This window comes from Paenibacillus sp. GP183, from assembly GCF_900104695.1.
In the GTDB taxonomy this organism is placed as follows: Bacteria; Bacillota; Bacilli; order Paenibacillales; family NBRC-103111; genus Paenibacillus_AI.
The window spans coordinates 1589277-1607198 of the sequence record NZ_FNSW01000001.1 but is presented as its reverse complement, the minus strand read 5'-3'; the positions used below and the strand labels follow the sequence as shown (position 1 = coordinate 1607198).

23 protein-coding genes are annotated in these 17922 nt (G+C 46.1%); 16 read left to right on the top strand and 7 right to left on the bottom strand.

Annotation, left to right across the window (positions count from 1 at the left end):
- Positions 1-21: 21 nt before the first annotated feature.
- Together BLV33_RS08070 and moaA are read left to right on the top strand one after the other, a co-directional pair.
- Positions 22-1059, top strand: coding sequence for a ribonucleotide-diphosphate reductase subunit beta (locus BLV33_RS08070; RefSeq protein WP_090789933.1), 1038 nt, complete (start codon positions 22-24; stop codon positions 1057-1059).
- Between the two features lie 160 nt (positions 1060-1219).
- The gene (moaA, locus tag BLV33_RS08065) at positions 1220-2248 is read left to right on the top strand and encodes a GTP 3',8-cyclase MoaA (RefSeq protein WP_090789932.1); all 1029 of its coding nucleotides are present in this window, start codon (positions 1220-1222) and stop codon (positions 2246-2248) included.
- 188 nt (positions 2249-2436) lie between these two features.
- Here the strand turns inward: moaA and BLV33_RS08060 are convergent, their stop codons facing one another.
- Both BLV33_RS08060 and BLV33_RS08055 read right to left on the bottom strand, forming a co-directional pair.
- Positions 2437-2829, bottom strand: coding sequence for a hypothetical protein (locus tag BLV33_RS08060; protein ID WP_090789931.1), 393 nt, complete (start codon positions 2827-2829; stop codon positions 2437-2439).
- Entirely contained in the window at positions 2826-3365 is a 540-nt protein-coding gene (locus BLV33_RS08055) for a copper amine oxidase N-terminal domain-containing protein (RefSeq protein WP_171909056.1), read from the bottom strand. Before BLV33_RS08055 ends, BLV33_RS08060 begins: the two co-directional genes overlap by 4 nt.
- A 177-nt stretch (positions 3366-3542) precedes the next feature.
- Here BLV33_RS08055 and cdaS point away from each other — a divergent pair, with 177 nt between their 5' ends.
- From cdaS to BLV33_RS08030, 5 genes are all read left to right on the top strand, one after another.
- A complete protein-coding gene (gene cdaS / locus BLV33_RS08050) occupies positions 3543-4190 on the top strand; it encodes a sporulation-specific diadenylate cyclase CdaS (RefSeq protein WP_171909055.1) in 648 nt (215 codons plus the stop codon).
- Positions 4191-4282: 92 nt separating this feature from the next.
- Positions 4283-5221: an aldo/keto reductase family protein gene (locus tag BLV33_RS08045; RefSeq protein ID WP_090789925.1), complete on the top strand. Its 939-nt coding sequence runs from the start codon at positions 4283-4285 to the stop codon at positions 5219-5221.
- A gap of 15 nt (positions 5222-5236) precedes the next feature.
- Positions 5237-6133, top strand: coding sequence for an aldo/keto reductase (locus BLV33_RS08040; protein WP_090789923.1), 897 nt, complete (start codon positions 5237-5239; stop codon positions 6131-6133).
- Between the two features lie 247 nt (positions 6134-6380).
- Positions 6381-6740 carry a zinc ribbon domain-containing protein gene (locus tag BLV33_RS08035; protein WP_090789921.1) on the top strand — a complete coding sequence of 120 codons (360 nt, stop codon included), beginning with the start codon at positions 6381-6383 and terminating at the stop codon, positions 6738-6740.
- A 21-nt stretch (positions 6741-6761) separates the two neighbouring features.
- Complete coding sequence (locus tag BLV33_RS08030) at positions 6762-7151, top strand: hypothetical protein (RefSeq protein WP_090789919.1); 390 nt, start codon at positions 6762-6764, stop codon at positions 7149-7151.
- 70 nt (positions 7152-7221) lie between these two features.
- Here BLV33_RS08030 and BLV33_RS08025 read toward each other — a convergent pair whose 3' ends face one another.
- The gene (locus BLV33_RS08025) at positions 7222-7692 is read right to left on the bottom strand and encodes a hypothetical protein (RefSeq protein WP_090789917.1); all 471 of its coding nucleotides are present in this window, start codon (positions 7690-7692) and stop codon (positions 7222-7224) included.
- Between the two features lie 17 nt (positions 7693-7709).
- Positions 7710-8006, bottom strand: coding sequence for a hypothetical protein (locus tag BLV33_RS08020; protein WP_090789915.1), 297 nt, complete (start codon positions 8004-8006; stop codon positions 7710-7712).
- 155 nt (positions 8007-8161) lie between these two features.
- On the opposite strand from BLV33_RS08020, the gene BLV33_RS08015 reads away from it, so the two are divergent.
- From BLV33_RS08015 to BLV33_RS07995, 5 genes are all read left to right on the top strand, one after another.
- On the top strand, positions 8162-9136 hold the full coding sequence (locus BLV33_RS08015) for a rod shape-determining protein (RefSeq protein WP_090789913.1): 975 nt from the start codon (positions 8162-8164) through the stop codon (positions 9134-9136).
- Positions 9137-9712: 576 nt separating this feature from the next.
- The gene (locus BLV33_RS08010; protein ID WP_171909054.1) at positions 9713-10546 is read left to right on the top strand and encodes an electron transfer flavoprotein subunit beta/FixA family protein; all 834 of its coding nucleotides are present in this window, start codon (positions 9713-9715) and stop codon (positions 10544-10546) included.
- Positions 10547-10734: 188 nt separating this feature from the next.
- The gene (locus BLV33_RS08005; protein WP_090789911.1) at positions 10735-11817 is read left to right on the top strand and encodes an electron transfer flavoprotein subunit alpha/FixB family protein; all 1083 of its coding nucleotides are present in this window, start codon (positions 10735-10737) and stop codon (positions 11815-11817) included.
- Complete coding sequence (locus BLV33_RS08000) at positions 11814-13124, top strand: FAD-dependent oxidoreductase (protein ID WP_090789909.1); 1311 nt, start codon at positions 11814-11816, stop codon at positions 13122-13124. The genes BLV33_RS08005 and BLV33_RS08000 overlap by 4 nt, the downstream gene beginning before the upstream one ends.
- Complete coding sequence (locus BLV33_RS07995; protein ID WP_090789908.1) at positions 13121-13408, top strand: ferredoxin family protein; 288 nt, start codon at positions 13121-13123, stop codon at positions 13406-13408. Before BLV33_RS08000 ends, BLV33_RS07995 begins: the two co-directional genes overlap by 4 nt.
- 67 nt (positions 13409-13475) lie before the next feature.
- Here the strand turns inward: BLV33_RS07995 and BLV33_RS07990 are convergent, their stop codons facing one another.
- Positions 13476-13685 carry a hypothetical protein gene (locus BLV33_RS07990; protein ID WP_090789906.1) on the bottom strand — a complete coding sequence of 70 codons (210 nt, stop codon included), beginning with the start codon at positions 13683-13685 and terminating at the stop codon, positions 13476-13478.
- Between the two features lie 189 nt (positions 13686-13874).
- Between BLV33_RS07990 and BLV33_RS07985 the strand changes: the two genes are divergently transcribed.
- On the top strand, positions 13875-14396 hold the full coding sequence (locus tag BLV33_RS07985) for a DinB family protein (protein WP_090789905.1): 522 nt from the start codon (positions 13875-13877) through the stop codon (positions 14394-14396).
- 73 nt (positions 14397-14469) lie between these two features.
- On the opposite strand, the gene BLV33_RS07980 is transcribed toward BLV33_RS07985, so the two are convergent.
- The gene (locus tag BLV33_RS07980) at positions 14470-14697 is read right to left on the bottom strand and encodes a 3-dehydroquinate dehydratase (RefSeq protein WP_090789903.1); all 228 of its coding nucleotides are present in this window, start codon (positions 14695-14697) and stop codon (positions 14470-14472) included.
- Between the two features lie 245 nt (positions 14698-14942).
- On the opposite strand from BLV33_RS07980, the gene BLV33_RS07975 reads away from it, so the two are divergent.
- On the top strand, positions 14943-15149 hold the full coding sequence (locus tag BLV33_RS07975) for a YwbE family protein (protein ID WP_090789901.1): 207 nt from the start codon (positions 14943-14945) through the stop codon (positions 15147-15149).
- Here BLV33_RS07975 and BLV33_RS07970 read toward each other — a convergent pair.
- Positions 15146-15943 carry an AraC family transcriptional regulator gene (locus BLV33_RS07970; RefSeq protein WP_090789899.1) on the bottom strand — a complete coding sequence of 266 codons (798 nt, stop codon included), beginning with the start codon at positions 15941-15943 and terminating at the stop codon, positions 15146-15148. The genes BLV33_RS07975 and BLV33_RS07970 overlap by 4 nt on opposite strands.
- 135 nt (positions 15944-16078) lie before the next feature.
- Here BLV33_RS07970 and BLV33_RS07965 point away from each other — a divergent pair, with 135 nt between their 5' ends.
- Both BLV33_RS07965 and BLV33_RS07960 read left to right on the top strand, forming a co-directional pair.
- Positions 16079-16846: a sugar phosphate isomerase/epimerase family protein gene (locus BLV33_RS07965; protein ID WP_090789897.1), complete on the top strand. Its 768-nt coding sequence runs from the start codon at positions 16079-16081 to the stop codon at positions 16844-16846.
- A 24-nt stretch (positions 16847-16870) separates the two neighbouring features.
- Positions 16871-17896 (top strand): Gfo/Idh/MocA family protein, encoded by a 1026-nt coding sequence (locus BLV33_RS07960; protein WP_090789894.1) that lies wholly within the window; start codon positions 16871-16873, stop codon positions 17894-17896.
- The last annotated feature ends 26 nt before the right edge of the window (positions 17897-17922 follow it).

Below are 17922 nucleotides of genomic sequence, written 5' to 3'. Positions count from 1 at the left end.
AAAATTGGAGGGTAATCATCCATGGAATTGGAAAAGAAGAAGCTGTTTAACGAGCACGGAGATCGCGATTGGGGAAAACGGCGTATTATCGGAGGAAATACAACCAATCTGATTGAGTTGAACAATGTGAAATACGAATGGGCTACCAAAATGTACCGATCCATGATGAACAATTTCTGGATTCCGGAAGAGATTCCGCTGGCTCAGGATGCGAAAGATTATGCACTGTTATCACCGTCGGAGCGTCAAAGCTACGATAAAATTCTAAGCTTCTTGATCTTTCTGGATTCTCTGCAAACGGCCAATCTACCAAATATCAACGAGTACATCACAGCACCGGAAGTCAATTTGTGTTTAACCGTACAAACCTTTCAGGAAGCGGTGCACAGCCAAAGCTACTCTTATATATTGGACAGTGTTTGTCCAGCCGAGGTGCGTGATCGTATTTATAACGAGTGGCGGGAAGATAAGCATTTGCTTCGCCGCAATCGTTTTATTACGGATTTGTACGAGAGGTTCATTGCAGAGTCGACCACTGAAAATCTGCTGCGGACGATCATGGCCAACTATATTTTGGAGGGTATTTATTTTTACAGCGGCTTTAGCTTTTTCTATGCTTTGGGTCGTCAAGGGAAGCTGCTGGGTACGGTCTCGGAAATTAAATATATTCAACGGGACGAGTTAACCCATCTTGCTTTGTTTCAAGGCATTTTCCGTGAAATCCGCAAGGAAAACCCCGAAATGTTCACAAGTGAACTCGATGCGGACTTACGGCTGATGATGCAAACTGCGGTTGAGCATGAAATTGAATGGGGCCAGTACATCACCGCTAACTCCATTCCCGGATTAAGCAATGAAATCATCGATCAATACATCAAGTTTTTATCCAATGAACGTCTGAAAAAGATCGGTCTCGACATTCTATACCCCGAAGTGGTCGAGCATCCCATGAAATGGGTCGAAAACTTCAGCAACATGAACGGCATGAAAACCGACTTTTTCGAACAAAAAGTAACAAACTACAGCAAATCGTCCAATTTGAATTGGGATGAGCTGTAGAGCCAGTAAAGATGAATTAAAGCCATCCGCGGGGATGGCTTTTCATTTTATTTCCGTTGGCGAACCGCGCTTTGCACTTGATGAACAGGAGTTTTTACGATAGTGTAGAAGAACAAAGCTTATTAGATGTAAGGGATAAACTGAGGAGAGTGATTGGCAAATGCGAGAACCTGTTCAAACCATTGTAGATAAGCTGCAGCGTCCTCTCCATGATTTGCGTGTGTCGGTTACCGATCAATGTAATTTTCGCTGCCGGTATTGTATGCCCGAAGAAATATTTGGCGCTGATTATACATTTCTTCCCAAGGAAAAACTGCTTACCTTCGAGGAGCTTACGCGGGTTTCCCGGATCTTTGTTTCTCTGGGCGTGGAGAAGGTGCGAATCACCGGTGGAGAGCCGCTTATGCGGAGAGAACTTCCTGTTTTGTTCCAGATGATTCGCGGTATCGAGGGAGTCAAGGATATTGCCATGACCACTAACGGTTCTTTGCTCGCGAAGCATGCGAAGGCTCTTAAGGATGCGGGACTGAACCGGGTAACGGTGAGCCTCGACAGCTTGGACGACATTCGCTTTGGTAAAATGAACGGCCGCGGGTTCAAGGTTTCTCATGTGTTGGAAGGTATCGAAGCCGCTGCAGCCGAAGGGCTGCAAGTGAAAGTGAATATGGTGGTACAAAAAGGAACCAACGATGAAGATGTGCTTCCGATGGCCCGATATTTTCGCGAGCAGGGGCACATTCTACGTTTTATTGAATATATGGACGTAGGCAATTCCAATGGCTGGAGGCTGGATCAAGTCCTTCCCGGCAAAGAGCTTGTCGAACGAATTCATAAGGAAATGCCGCTTGAACCCATCGAACCTAATCACTATGGAGAAGTAGCTTCGCGCTATCGCTATGTAGGCGAGAAGAATGAGATTGGCCTTATCTCATCGGTGACTCAAGCGTTTTGCTCCACTTGCACCAGAGCCAGGATATCCGCCGAGGGGCAGCTGTACAGCTGCTTGTTTGCCTCAGTCGGAACCGATCTAAGGATGCCTCTGCGTGAAGGCGCAAGCGATCAGGAAATTCGCGAATTGATTACCTCTTCCTGGAGTCAAAGAGATGACCGCTATTCGGAAGAAAGGCTTTCCAATACACCTGATTTGAAGAAGAAAAAGAAAGTCGAGATGTCTCATATAGGCGGCTAGAGATTTTCGTAACGCGAACCTCTACCGGAGTTCGCTTCGACGGTAAATGCTTGATTTGTTTAGTATGGTTGGTGCAACTTTTGTGAGGATTAACGGAATATTGCAGGCATGCTGCTAACCTCCATCATAACAAAAACAGCAATCCCAATAATGAATCGGGATTGCTGTTTTCATTTAACGTTAAAAGATTAAAAACCTGAATCTAGATCCCAACTCAAGAAGTTCTGTGTTGGGCCGTAGTTTTCATCAAAGCCGTAAGCGTCAAAATGCACTTTGCCGCTCTCGTAAGCTTTTACAGTCACATAAGCGAAGTTCCGGTCAATGGGGTTGTTTGTCGGCTTTTTCGCTTCGAAAGGGGAACCGCCGGAACCCACAACGATTTGGTAGGCTGCGCCATTGTTCGGACGGCTGACGTTGAAGATGTGCTCGTGACCGCTGAAATAAGTAGCCTTGTTGTCTTGAATCACTTTCCAAAATGCGTTAGCAGCTTCCATATCCGCATCCAGTCCGCTCACTTTGGCGGTTGCGTCAAAATAGTAGGTATAGGCAAGCTTGTGTCCGAAGACGAAAGTGTGTTTCATTCCGCGCTGTTTTGCAGAAGCAAGATCTTTAGCCAGCCATTCAGTCGGGGAGTGAGAATCATTTCCTGTAGGATCTGTATTGATGATGACGAAATGCGAGCCTTGATAATCGAACGAGTAGTCAAGCTATCTTGCGCAGAAGCATCGGTCACCGTCTTATCGATACGACTGTCGCCAACAGAGGAGAACGTGAAGAGCAGCTTATCCGTGTTTTTCAGCGCGTCCTGCAGCTGCTTCAAAGTGGCGGCCGAGATCAACGTTGAACCTTCTGAAATGTAAGGTGCTTTGTTGAGCTTTACAGCTTGTCCCATAATCGTCGCGTCAGCAGATCCGATCTTTAGCATGGCTTTACTTCCGGCAACGTCAACCGTAATTTGCTGTGTATCGGACATCCAACCAAGCGTGCCGTTCATGCTTTCAACCGCTGCTCGCAAAGCTGTGTCGCCATTTTCGGCGGCTCCCACAGAAGCTCCTCCGGCAAGAAGCATCGTACCTGCCAGGCTGATTCCAACCAATACCTTTAGTATTTTTTTCATATGTACACTCCCCATTTATAATACCTGCTACTCAACGATATCTTACATTTGTAAAAGGAGATCTAGATTATTTGGAAGATTGTGTAAAGGTATTGACAAGGTAATGTAATATTTAAATGGATGATTGTGCATAATAGTTGCGGAATCCGTTTTACTCTGAGCCTCGAGGTGAGCCAAGTGCAGCAACAAGATTGTGATGTTTCCCCGTTGAAGGAACAGATGAAGCTGCAATTGCGTCAAATTTCGAAGGAGATTGAGCGCAGTTTGGCAACCCTGGATAATGAAAATTACTGTTTGTTGAGCGAATTTGTGCTCATTAGCGATGCCATCCAGAACGTTGAATCCATTGCCGCTTCGTTCTACTTGCAATGCTATTTATCTACTTTTACGAATAGATTTCTGGAACTGTCCATCAGTATCCGGCATTTGTCGGAGCGCCGCCATGGAGCCTTGGTGGTTATTGAGAGAAATGATTCGGTTGATACATTTCTTCACTCTGGTATCCCTATTGGAGCAACACTTACGCATTCGCTGCTGGAATCCATTTTTTACACTGGCAGTCCGCTTCATGACGGAGCCGTTTTGATCAAATCTGATTTCATTTTCTCAGCAGGGAATGTGCTGCCTTTATCCAAAGCCTTGGCTGGCGAAAAGAAACTGGGGACGCGGCACCGTGCCGCCATAGGTTTGACTGAAGAAACAGATGCGCTTGTGCTCGTCATATCTGAAGAAACGGGAGGCGCCTCCTTTGCTTTCAAAGGTAAGCTGTATCCGATCAACGCCATTGATCCAATAATCGGACTAAAAAGTATGAATTTGAATTAACTGTACATTTGTATATGACAGAATCAGTGCGTTATAATAAAAAAGATATCCGAATTAGCAATCTATTCTATTATTCAATTGGAGGAGAAACTATGAAATATCGTAAACTCGGTCATTCAGGTTTAAAAGTCAGCGAGATTAGTTTAGGCAGCTGGTTAACTTACGGCGGTTATGTGGAGCGGGAAAATGCTGCTAATGCCATCCATAAAGCTTTTGAATTGGGCATTAATTTTTTTGATACGGCCAATGTGTATGAGCGCGGCGCAGCAGAAAAGGTAGTAGGCGATGAGCTGAAGAAATATAATCGCGACTCCTATGTGCTGGCTACCAAAGTCTTCGGGCAGATGGGAGACGGTCCTAATGATAGAGGCCTGTCGCGCAAGCATATTTTTGAGCAGCTGCATGCGAGCTTGAAGAGATTGGGAACGGACTATGTAGATATCTACTATTGCCACCGTTATGACACTCAGACACCGTTGGAAGAAACGCTCCGTGCTTTGGACGATCTGGTGACTCAAGGCAAGGTGCTGTACATCGGAGTGAGTGAATGGACGGCCACCCAAATGGCTCAAGCTCATGCCTTGGCGGATAAATATTTACTCGACCGGATTATCGTGAATCAACCTGTCTATAATATGCTTAACCGTTATATTGAAAAAGAAGTGATTCCGCTGGGAGAAACAATTGGCATCGGGCAAGTTGTCTTTTCGCCGCTGGCTCAAGGGTTGTTGACCGGTAAATACAAATCCGTATCGGATATTCCGGAAGGAAGCCGGGCTGCGAAGCTTGATAATTTCCGTAAAGGGCTCACCGAAGAAAATATCGCGAAGGTCAACAAGCTATCGGAAATAGCTGGAGATTTACATATATCCATTGGGCAGCTTGCACTTGCATGGATTCTTCGCCAGCAGAATGTGTCCAGTGCATTGATTGGAGCCAGCCGTCCTGAACAGGTTGAAGAAAACGCCAAAGCTTCGGGAATTGAACTGTCCCCAGAAGTATTGGAGCGCATTGATTCGATCGTTAAATAAGGGAGTGAATACATCTTGGAAAAACGAAAATATGGAAATACAGGAATGAATGTCAGCGTGCTTGGATTTGGCGGATCAGAAATCGGCTTTCAAGATGCAACTGTAGAAACCGTGGACAAGCTGCTTGGAAGCGCGCTGGATGCTGGATTAAATGTCATCGATACGGCAGAGTGCTATAAAATCAGCGAAGAATTAATCGGCAAAACCGTATCCAAACGACGCGATGATTATTATTTATTCACCAAATGCGGACATTCGTCCGGTTATGAACTTCCCGACTGGGATCCCAAGCTGCTGGAGATGAGCATAGACCGCAGCTTGAAAAGGCTGCAAACCGATTATGTGGATGTCATTCATCTGCATAGCTGTTCTGAAGAATTGCTTCGCAAAGGAGAAGTCATCGAAGTTTTGCAGCGCGCAAAAGAGCAAGGTAAGACGCGTTTCATTGGCTATAGCGGTGATCATAAAGCGGCCTTGTATGCCGTGCAATCCGGAGCATTCGATTCGCTGGAGACTTCAGTCAGCATCGCGGATCAAGAAGCCATTGAATTGACCATTCCGGAAGCGGCGAGAAGAGGAATGGGCGTAGTTATCAAACGGCCCATTGCCAATGCTGCCTGGAGAACGGGTCAAAAGCCCGAGTCCGCCTATCATCATGTGTATTGGGATCGGCTGCAAGAATTGAGGTATGATTTTCTGGAAGGAGATTTGAAGAATTCGGTAGGTATCGCTCTTCGTTTTACTCTTTCCATCCCTGGCGTACATACAGCCATTGTTGGAACCGCAAACCCAAGCCGTTGGTTGGAAAACGCCAAGCTGACGGATCAGGGTCCTTTGCCAAAAGAACAGTTCGACGCCATACGCTCACGTTGGAAGGAAACAGCGGCTGCAGATTGGGTAGGAAAAGGATAATATGGATTGGAAAGGGGCTGCGTGCATACGCGGCTCTTTTTTCATGGCAAAAATAATTAGGTTTGAGTCTTGGATTGAATTATAATAAGTTACGAGAAGCATCCCGTTTTCAAGTGATACGGTCATGATGATTCCGGTTAGTAACGACCAAGGAATAATAATCAAATGATTTCATATATATATATGTGAAAATCGGATTGCCGCTGCCCGTGGTAAACCGAAATTTCCATATGGAGAGTGAAATCCTATGAGGTTATTTGATAAAATCAAAGAAGCCGCCAAAAAAGGAACGATCCTGGCCCAAGAAGCGGTGGATATCACTAAGATCAATTCGCAGATTTCGAGCAAAAAGAAGGAAATAGAAGAGAGATACAAAAAGATTGGTCAAAACGTATATGATGCGCATCGTGCGAATCGCAGGGAAGCGGCAGAAGCGCCTATCCTGAAGCTTTGCTCGGAAGTGAGCAGATTGCTGAAGGAAATTGCCTCTCTTGAGCTGAGGCTCAATGCGATCAAAAAAGAAAAAGTCTGCTCCTGCGGCAGTGTCGTTTCGAGCGATGTGAAATACTGTCCGAAGTGCGGGGCCAACCTTCAAAACTATGTCTGACGAGAGGTGAATTGTACGATCATGAGCTCATTCAACAATGTACTTCGCGAGTATACAAACTGGTTAACTTCCATCTCCTGGGTTAAAGCTATCCTGCCCTTTCATCTAATATTCCTCTTTGGCGGAGTCGTATTGTTATTTGTGTCCGATCTGATCAATTTCGTTGGCGGATACCAGCCGCTCGTATACACGGCAGGGCATTATGGATACTTTTTGGGTATCCTATTGACCCTCGCTACCTCGAGCAGAAAGTTTGTCTCTTTTGCCATGTGGGCCTATGCGGTCATCGTCCTGTTTCCTTTTAAGTATATGACGCCGTATCAGCTTGTTGAGGCACTGATTTATGTGATTCTGGGCTATTGGCTGCTGAAGCATGAAGCGGGTGGACGCGGCAATGGCCGGCCGGCATGATAAGCTATTTTCGGTAATGTCGAGACCCAATAAAAAGACGCATCCTGTGGGACGCGCCTTTTTTGCTTTTTCACCAAGAAGAAGGAATGACCTTAATCTCTTTATTCAAATTGACCAGCATAATGAAGTTCGTATTAAACGTAAAAATTCGCTTGATTTGATAGGACGCCATCACGACTGCCGTCAAAGCTTCACTAAGCGAAAATCTCAGCTCCGGTCGGTCCATCAGCAAGCGTCTGGATTCGGACTCAAATTCCGACTCGCCTGAGATGACCAAGAGCTTACCCGCGCTTACGGATTTATCCATCACATTCAGGAAAAACTCCGCCTGTGTGTAGCCATATTCGTTACGAAGCCACTGATGAATATCAAATATGATTGAATTCGTAGTAATAAAATTGCGTTCCAAGTCATGCAAATCAAGGAACAAAGAACGTGCTTTGAAATAATGAGGATGATCAGGATTCATAAATGCCATTAAGGCGGTTTCATCTACAAATATCGAGTCTTGATGCGCTTCCCATGCTTGATGATTTTCCATATTGGCAATAACGCTCCTTAACCTTGTATTTTGCACATTGCGTCCAGATACAGCATCGGATTCTCTTCTTTCTTTTCTACGGGAATTTGTCCACTTAGAGCGGACAGGCTGGAAAGATGCTGATCAATAATATGGTTCGCCAGCGATTGGACGGATGTTTGCTGTCTTTCCGCAATTTGATGTAACGCTTCATAAGCATTCGGTTCTAATTCGATCGTTGCTGCTGCTTGTTCATGTTTAGAGGAAATTAAATCATTAGCAGTAGATTTGACTTTATCTAACTGACTTTGAATAAACTTTTTGTATTCTGCCACGGGGGAGTCACCACCTTCACATGATTTCATAATCTATTCGCAGCTGCCTCCGGATTTATGGGGGTACCTCAACAATTTACTCGCGACCCACTAAAAAATACAATCCCATCAGAATAATATAAAGAGTATGTTTAAAAGAAGAGGTGGATGCTAATATGATAGGTTTGAAAAAAGGAGAATTTGGTATTGATCTGGGCACAACTCATATATTGATTTATCAAAAAGGGAAAGGTATTGTACTGAATGAGCCATCTGTCATTGCTATCCATACAGAAACCAAGGAAATTTTGGCAATCGGCGAAAGAGCCAAGATAATGATAGGAAGAACCTCAGATAAAATTGAAGTTATTCATCCGATTCAAGATGGGGTGATTGCCGATTTTTTCCTGACAGCTGCCATGCTGGAGCACTTTCTGAAGAAAATTGTTGGAAAGCGGTTCTTTCAGCATCCCCATGTTGTGATATCGGTTCCTTATGATATAACGAGTGTAAAAAGAAGAGCCATCGAGCAAATCGCGGGACAGATTAAAGCGGCCAAGGTGACTACGATTGAGGAACCGCTTGCCGCGGCATTTGGTGCCGGACTTCCGGTGGACGAGCCTGTCGGCAGTATGGTTGTGGATATCGGCGGCGGAACTACGCAGGTGGCCATTCTTTCCATGGGAGGCCTGGTTGCAGGCAATACCGTTCAAAGAGCCGGTCTATCCTTGGATACAGAAATTATCGATTATATGAAAAGCACACATTCACTCGATATCGGTTATGCCACTGCGGAGTTGATTAAACAAACGATCGGTTCGGCCATGAAGCCGGAAGAAGATGAGCAGATGGACATCAAAGGCCGGGATTTCGTCTATGGCCTGCCTAAAATCGTCACGATTCATGCTTTGGAAATTCACAATTTGTTAAATGACTTTATCTATACAATTGTTGACTCGATACGAAGATGCCTGGAAAAATGTCCGCCTGAGCTGGTTGGCGATATTGTGGAGAGAGGCGTCATGCTGTGCGGCGGCGGTTCTTTACTTCAGGGATTGGACCGACGACTGGAGAGAGAAACCCAAATTCCTGTTTTTATGGCCGAGAGACCCATGGAATGTATTGCTTTAGGTGCAGGAAAAATGCTGTAAACTGGAAGCAACCTCGATCAAATGAATAAGCATCGGGACAGTTACCCCAATAGGGTACTGTCTCTTTTTGTTGAATTTTATGATATGGTTAAAAAAGCGAGAAAGAAAGAAGGGGTATTTTGGGGATTTATTGAATTATTTAAGAAATGGAGCAGATTTATTGACGAAACATTTTGAGTAAGAATTCGAATGTTTAGAAGAAGCTGCCTTGTAAAATGGATAAGGGTGCATGACAGGACCTACTTTCTCGTGCAAAGGTTATATCCTAGTGAATTGTGTTTTCACCCTGTCTGTTAAAGTTTATTTCGGAAATACTATAAGAATAGACGATTTAAGAAAAAATATTTGAAAACGCTTCATTTTTATCGTTTAAAATGCAGGAGTTTATCACAAAATACAGAATAAATAGAATATTGGAACAATTAATGGGGGAATTGTCCAAATCTTTTATCGGGTGTCATTCTTAATTACGATTTTGCATATCTTGTAGAAGAATGAATATGTTTTCAAAGAAAATGTAAGCGATTTCGTCTCGTTTGACTAAGTGACTTTTTTCACAAAGATTGGAGGAAGCAGATGCTGCATATCGTGGTATGTATCAAGCAAGTGCCGGACAGCAGGGAAATACGTATCGATCCGAAAAACAACACACTGATTCGTCAAGGGGTTCCCAGTATTGTGAATTTTTATGATTTGCATGGCTTGGAAGAAGCATTGCGGATCAAGGATCAGCATGGAGCACAGGTAACTGTCGTAACCATGGGACCGCCTCCCGCGGAAAAAAGCTTAAAGGAATGTATCTCACTGGGTGCGGATCAAGCCGTGCTGGTGACGGACAGAGGCTTCGCCGGAGCTGATACTTTGGCAACCTCTTATGTGGTAGCGAGTACGATTGAAAAAATAGCTGAGACCTTTGGTGCTGTAGATATGGTTTTTTGCGGGAAGCAGACGTTGGATGGGGATACAGGCCAGGTGGGTCCGGGTGTAGCGTGCAGACTTGATCTGGAGCAATTGACGTATGTCAGCAAAGTAGTAGAGGTCGATGAAGAACGGCGCAAAGTTAAGGTCCATCGCCTGCTTGAGGACGGCATCGAAGTCGTTGAAACAAGTATGCCGCTCTTGATTACGGCTTTGAAGGAATTGAATAAAGTTCGCCGGGCTTCGATGCCTGGAATGATTCGTGCGGCGAGATACAAGCCGATTGTATGGACGACAGCGGACTTTCCTAACCTCGAGCGTGCCAAAATTGGACTGAAAGGCTCTCCAACCATCGTTGCAAAAACGTGGGTGCCGGAGGTGAAGGCTGTTAAATCACATAAGATTAGCGGGGATTCAGCCGATGACATTGCAGCTCAGTTGGGAGAAAAACTCTGGGCCGGGGAGCTGCCCAAACGATTGGGATGGGTGTAGCAGCTTAACTCAGATAATGCTTACGAAGCCAGTTTTGCTATCGCAAAACTCAGATAATGCTTACGATGCCAGTTTTGCTATCGCAAAACTCAGATAATGCTTACGATGCCAGTTTTGCTATCGCAAAACTCAGATAATGCTTACGATGCCAGTTTTGCTATCGCAAAACTTTAAGGAGGATCGAACCAATGTCCACAGAACAAGTTGAAGAGCAAAAAGAAGATGCCATGCCAGATTGGTCCGCTTACAGGGGCGTTCTGATCGTTGTTGAACAAAGGGAAGGCGAAGCCAAGAAGGTGTCCTGGCAGCTCCTGGGCGAAGGCAAAAAGCTGGCCGCCAAGCTGGAGGTGCCGCTCCTGGCCCTGGTTATTGGCGACGATGTGACGCAGCTTGCGCAGGAAGCCGTTTATTACGGCGCGGATAAAGTGTACCTGTGCGAAGCTCCAGAGCTTCGCGTTTACCGGACACGGCCTTACAGCCGCGTGTGCTTGAAGCTGATCCACGACGTGAAGCCGGAAATCGTGCTCTTCGGAGCCACGGCGACCGGACGCGATTTGGCGGGAGCCATCGCGACCCATCTGCCGACGGGGCTCACCGCCGACACGACGGAGCTCGACGTCGAGCTGCCTCCGTCACGGCTGCTGCTCGCCAGCCGTCCTGCCTTCTCGGAGAAGATGATGGCGACCATCCTCTGCAAGCAGTATCGACCGCAGATGGCCACGGCCCGTGCGGGTGTTTTCCAGGCGCTGCCGAGAGATGCTTCTCGCAGCGCAGAGATTATCCGCATCGAGAATACGATGCAGGAGCACGAGATTGCCGCGCAGGTGCTTGATTTTCTGCGCGATACGGGTTCGATCAATCTCGAGGAAGCCGAGATTATTGTGTCCGGGGGCCGCGGCCTCGGCGGACCTGAGCCGTTCGCCATGCTCCAGGAGCTGGCGGATGCCTTGGGAGGCGTGGTTGGCGCTTCCCGCGCAGCTGTGGATGCAGGCTGGATCAAGCACGAGCATCAGGTGGGACAGACCGGATTTACGGTGCGGCCCAAGCTGTATTTTGCAATCGGCATCTCGGGTGCGGTTCAGCATACCGTGGGCATGAGCCACTCGGATATTGTCGTGGCTATCAATAAAGATGAGAAAGCTCCGATTTTTCAGTTTGCGCATTACGGCATCGTTGGCGATTTGTTCAAAATCGTCCCGGCGATCACAGAGGAAGTCAGACGGCGCAGAGGGATTTTCGGCATTCGAGCCAAGGAGGAACAAGCCATATGAACGAAAAATTCGATGCGATCGTAGTCGGCGGCGGACCTGCGGGAGCAGCAGCAGCAATGACTATGGCGCGGGCCGGGCTTTCTGTGGTTTTGCTGGAGCGGGGTGAATTCCCTGGTGCCAAAAACATATTTGGCGGCATATTGTACCGCAAACAGATTGAAGAGCTGGTGCCCGAATTCTGGCTGGAAAAGAGTTTCCCGATGGAGCGGTATGTGGTAGAGCAGCGCATTTGGATGATGAGCAAGGAATCGATGGTGACTTTTGGCCATCGGAATGAGGCCTACAAGGAACCCTATAATTGCTTCACCGGGCTGCGCGTCAAGTTTGATCAGTGGTTCGCCGATAAGGCCGTACAAGCCGGAGCGCTGCCGATCTATGAAACTGTAGCGCTTGATGTGATTCGCGAAGGGGATAAAGTTATCGGCGTAAAAACAGACCGTGAGGATGGCAACCTCTATGCGGATGTTGTGGTGATTGCCGATGGTGTGAATTCCTTGCTCGGCAAAGCGATGGGCATTCATAAGGAATGGAAGCCGGATGAGGTGTCTCTTGCGGTTAAAGAGGTGATCGCGCTCCCAAGAGAGAAGATCGAAGACCGTTTTGGCCTTGAAGGAGACGAAGGAGTCACCATTGAATTTATGGGAGAAACTTCACTCGGGATGGCGGGCATGGGCTTCCTGTATACGAATAAAGAAACCATTTCCCTCGGAGTCGGCGTTATGGTGAACCATCTCCGCGATAAAAAGGTTAAGCCCTATGCGATACTGGATTCGGTCAAACAGCATCCTATGATCCGCAAGCTGATCCAGGGCGGGGAAACCAAAGAATATTCAGGCCACTTGATACCTGAGGGCGGGATGAACTCTATTCCTCCGTTATCGGGGAATGGCTGGTGTGTATGCGGGGATGCAGCGCAGCTGGTCAACTTTGTCCATCGGGAAGGAACCAATTTAGCCATGACCTCAGGACGATTTGCCGGTGAGACGATTATAGCAGCTAAGGCTAACCATGATTTCTCGGCCGCTTCATTGGCAGCGTATGACGAGAAGATTAAGACCTCTTTTATCCACAAGGACTTGAAAAAATACAGGGGTATGCATCAATTCCTGAAAGACCAGGATCCTGAGCTTTTGTTCGATAAACTGCCCAGAGCCGTGAATGAAGCGGCCTATAATATGTTCCTGGTAGATGGGGTAAGCAAGGCGGAAAAACAGAAAAAGGCGGCACAAATCATAAAGAATGCAGCCGGCGGAACGATGAATTTGATGAAGCTGGGCTATAAAGGATGGAGGGCGATGAATGGATGAGCAACAGCGATGTTTCGGAGAAATTATTTACGATTCGCTATAAATGCGATACCGAGTCTCACCTGGTGATCAAAGAGACGGAAAATTGCTTGAAATGTGTGACCAAAGATTGCAACTTCTTTTGCCCGTCCGATGTGTATGAATGGGAGAAAAAGCTAAAAATTACGACAGTAGCTTTTGAAAATTGTATCGAGTGCGGCACCTGCCGAATTGCTTGTCCGTCCGACAATATCGCTTGGGTATATCCAAAGGGCGGGCATGGCATCACATACAAGTACGGTTGATTCATGTCTGCATGAGCATAGTGACTGACCCTCGGCCATTTTCATGGCTTTTGGGTTAGTCCTTTTTTCATGTATGATAGCTCCCCATCGGCTGTTCTAGGACCCATTCAAGAAGGGTTATAGCTTCATCCACCCGTTCAATCTGCAGCGATAGAATTTGGATGCTCTCTACGCTTTGATGTTCATTTTCCGTCGTTTGCCCCAGCTGTTCCGTCAGTGTCTGTTTTTGTTTCTTCAGTTCATTCCATTTTCGCTTAACTTGTTGCTCCGTTCTCATCGTACACCTCTTCTTTTAACTGGGATGGATGGCCAAGACGCAGTCAATGCCTTGTTTCCTTTATTGTACACTTAAGTTTGTCCACTTACGACTTCTGCGGCAGCCATCCAAATTCGGTAAAAATCTTTAGGTTACAACAGAGGAGAGATGTTATATGATGGATAATATATTAAAGAAGGGAGATAAGTCATGAACCAACGTCCAGCATCAAATGAATATGCAGCTTATCATGAACAGTATGTAAGTCTCGTGCCTGAAGGCGATTTGCTCCAGCTTATGTCCCAGCAAATCAAGGAAACAACGGATCTTCTTAGGAATATTACAGATGCTCAAGGTGAATACCGCTATGCTCCCGGTAAGTGGAGCCTTAAGGAAGTCATCGGCCATATGTCCGATACGGAACGAATTATGAGTTATCGTCTTCTGAGATTTTCTCGCGGCGATCAAACTCCATTACCGGGATTCGAGCAGGATACTTATGTGAATGGGGCAGCGTTTGAACTGCATTCCGTGCAGGATCTTCTTGAAGAGCTCACTGCTGTGCGTCATGCGACTTTATATCAGCTGCATGGATTGACAGATGAGGCATGGGGGCGCGCCGGTAAATTCAGCAACAATGACGTTACAGTCAAAGGAATCGCTTATATCATTGCAGGGCACCAGTTGCACCACCGCAAAATAATAGAAGAATTATATCTTTCCCAATTGTAATTGATAAATACGAATACGACAAAAACGGAGTCCTGGAATCTTTCCAGCTCCGTTTTTCATTTATCCGGTTTTTTTAATAAAGAGACAAAGCCAAAGAATCTCTTTCGTTAAAAGAATGCAATATGGCCTCGCAGCCCACAATTTCAATACTGATCAAGGAATCCAGGCATTGCTTGATCGCCTTGCGTCCTTTGACCACTTTGGATTCCAGCGCAGATTTTAATAGATTCAATTTCTTTTTATTTTTTTCATCGGAGAAGACCGGGACTGTTTTATTTTGAACTGTAATAAACATTCTCATTTCATATCACCATCCTGAGTATTGGATATATAAGTATAGAATAATGTACAATGATTAAGATAACCTTAAAAATTGGTTACAACTTAGCTAACAACTTCCATTTTCCAAGCACCTGCCTATCTTTAAAGTTAGTTCCGTATGTAAGTACCTTATCAATGTATTAACCAAAATTGTAAAACTTAAATCGGCTTTTTTAAAAATTTTTCAAGAAATTTATTTAGATATAACTGAAGAGGTGGCTCATCATGAATGGACAAAATCGCAATGACATCAAACCAGGGCTGGGCGTGAGTATTGTACTGAAGCAGGATCAGCGAACCGGCAAATTGACGGATGGAATCGTGAAGGATATTTTAACCAATTCCCCGAACCACCCGCATGGCATAAAGGTCAGACTGACCGACGGACAGGTAGGCAGAGTGAAAGAAATCAAGGCTGCCGATACCCCTTAGTGTGCGAGATTTTGGCGATATTGGCTGGGTGAGATGCCGTGTTTTTGCTTAAAAACGCGATGAAAATAAGGATAGCTTCCGAAGCCGCAGCTTTCGGAGATTTGCTCCAGCGTCATGGCACTGTAATGCATTCGTTCAACGGCGCTGGTGAGTCGAACTTCCTGTGCATACTCGATCATCGTCTTCCCAAAATACTCCTTGAACAAATGAAGGGCACGGGAGACGCTTAAGCCCACATGACTGGCCACATCATCAACCTTGAAGGTGACACTCGCATGAGCTTCTATATACCTCTTCATTCTTGTTCCTGTAAAAGGACGTCCTTGCTGAGAGACAGTTTCTGACGCGGCTCGCTCCAAATTGATACATAAGGCCCTCAATAGATATTCCGTGAGCTCCGGATCGGCTTCTTCCATTCGGAGCTTCTCCAAAATCAACTGTCTCCATAGGGAGAGCAGCTTGTCGTCAAGGCCGATTCGGCTGCAGGCGGGTTTGGGCGAACGTGACCACCAATTCTCGATCCAAGCGCCTCTGCAAAATAAATAGTAATCGCCGCTGGCAATTTTCGCCTTGGGTTGATCCGGCTGCTCTTCCACTCGAAGCTCATACATATCACCCGGTCGATACATCAGCAGATCGCCGGACGTTATCGCCCTCAAAGAGCCTTCGACCATCGCTTCGCAATTGCCCTCGGTTTGCAGCCGAAATAGAAAGGATGGCAAGCCGCCCTTATTCATGATATAAAATCGGTCCATATGAAAGGAATAACCACAGGTCAACAGCTCTATCTCCATAGATACCATCCAATTACAGCAAAATAAGATATGTTTTGATTATATCGTTTATTTTCATTTCAGGCTAATTTTAGTTACAATTATAGATGTGCTTTTTTTACTATAATCATTATTTAAGAGAAAAGAGGAATGTATATGTCAAGAATGGGAATTGGCGTTCAGCTTTACACCTTAAGAGATGATATGCAAAAAGATATGGAAGGCACTCTTCGCAAGGTAGCAGCTCTAGGCTATGAAGGTGTAGAATTTGCTGGTTATTTTGGGATGGAAGCTGGAGCTCTCAGGAAGCTGCTGGACGAAATTGGACTTAAAGCCATAGGAAGCCATGTAAGCTTGCAAAGCATGCGGACGAATCTGCAAGGGGAAATTGACTATTTGAAGACACTCGGCGGCAAGTATTTAATTTGTCCCTATGTGGCTGAAGATGAAAGAAATGTTGAAGGTTGGAAGCGGATTTTTGCTGAAATCGAAAAATTTGGTGAGGAAGCCGCCCGGCAAGGTCTGCAGTTCCTCTATCACAATCATGCTTTTGAGTTTGATTTGGAAGTGGATGGCAGCTTCGTTTTTGATTCGATGTATGCGTCTACAAGTCCGGAGTTTGTTAAGGTAGAGCTGGATGTATGCTGGGTGCAATTTGCCGGGCAAGACCCGCTTGCTTACATTAATAAATATGCCGGCAGACTGCCGCTGCTGCATTTCAAGGATTTTACAAAAGATGCCAATCAAAACATTGTTACATTAGAGCTTGGCTTCGGTGACGTGGATCTGAAAAAAGTGATTCAAGCCGCCGCAGAGGCAGGCGTGGAGTGGCTCATTGTTGAGCAGGATACATGCCAGAAGCCGCCGCTCGTCAGTATTGAGAACAGCCTGAATTGGATAAAAGAAAACTATCGCAAAAATTAATCAACTGTAGAGGGGAATTGCACCATGTCCAAAATAAAAGTCGCCGTGATCGGATGCGGCTCCATCGCCGAAAAAAGGCATGTCCCGGAATATGTGAATAATCCGCATGTGGAGTTTGTCGCCTTTTGTGATCCTGTCATAGAAAGAGCGGAGCATTATGCAAAGGAATATGGCGGGAAAGCTTACAGCAGCTATGAAGAATTATTCAACCATGAGAAGGTAGATGCGGTCAGCGTATGCACACCTAACTATTTGCATGCGCATGCCTCCATTGCCGCAGCAAAAGCCGGTGCACATGTATTGGTTGAGAAGCCGATGGCTGTTACCGAGGAAGAGTCTGCGGCCATGATCGAAGCGGCTCGCACGAATGGTGTCATCCTGATGGTGGGCCACAACCAACGCTTGATGCCTGCGCATGTTAAGGCTAAAGAGATTTTGGACAGCGGCATCATGGGCAAAGTGCTGACATTTCGCACCGCATTTGGTCATCCGGGACCTGAAGGCTGGAGCATCGATGGCCGCAACAGCTGGTTCTTCCGGAAAAAAGAAGCGATCATGGGAGCAATGGGTGATCTGGGCGTACATAAGGCGGACTTGATTCGCTGGATGCTCAGCGATGAAGTCATTGAAGTCGCCGCGATGATAGGCACGCTGGATAAAGAAGGAACCGATGTGGACGATAACGCCATCTGCTTGCTGCGGATGAGAAGCGGCGTCATCGGTAACCTGGTTGCGAGCTGGACCTCATACAAGGGCGAAGACAACAGCACGATCCTGTGGTGTCAAAACGGCGTGATGAAGATCGGGACAGATCCTGACGATCAGGTCATCGTGGAGCTAAGAGATGGAACTGTGAATAAGTATCAGGTCGGGGAAATGGCCACGAATGAGAAGCAAACCTCCAGTGATGTTATTGATGTGTTTATCAATTGCATTGTGAACGGCACAGCACCGAGCATCTCCGGAGAAGAGGGAGCGAGATCCCTTAAAGTGATTTTAGCCGCTTTTGAATCTCAAGCCACAGGCAGTATCGTGAAGATCGGTAAGTAAGCACAATCTTGATTAAAACAGTAGAA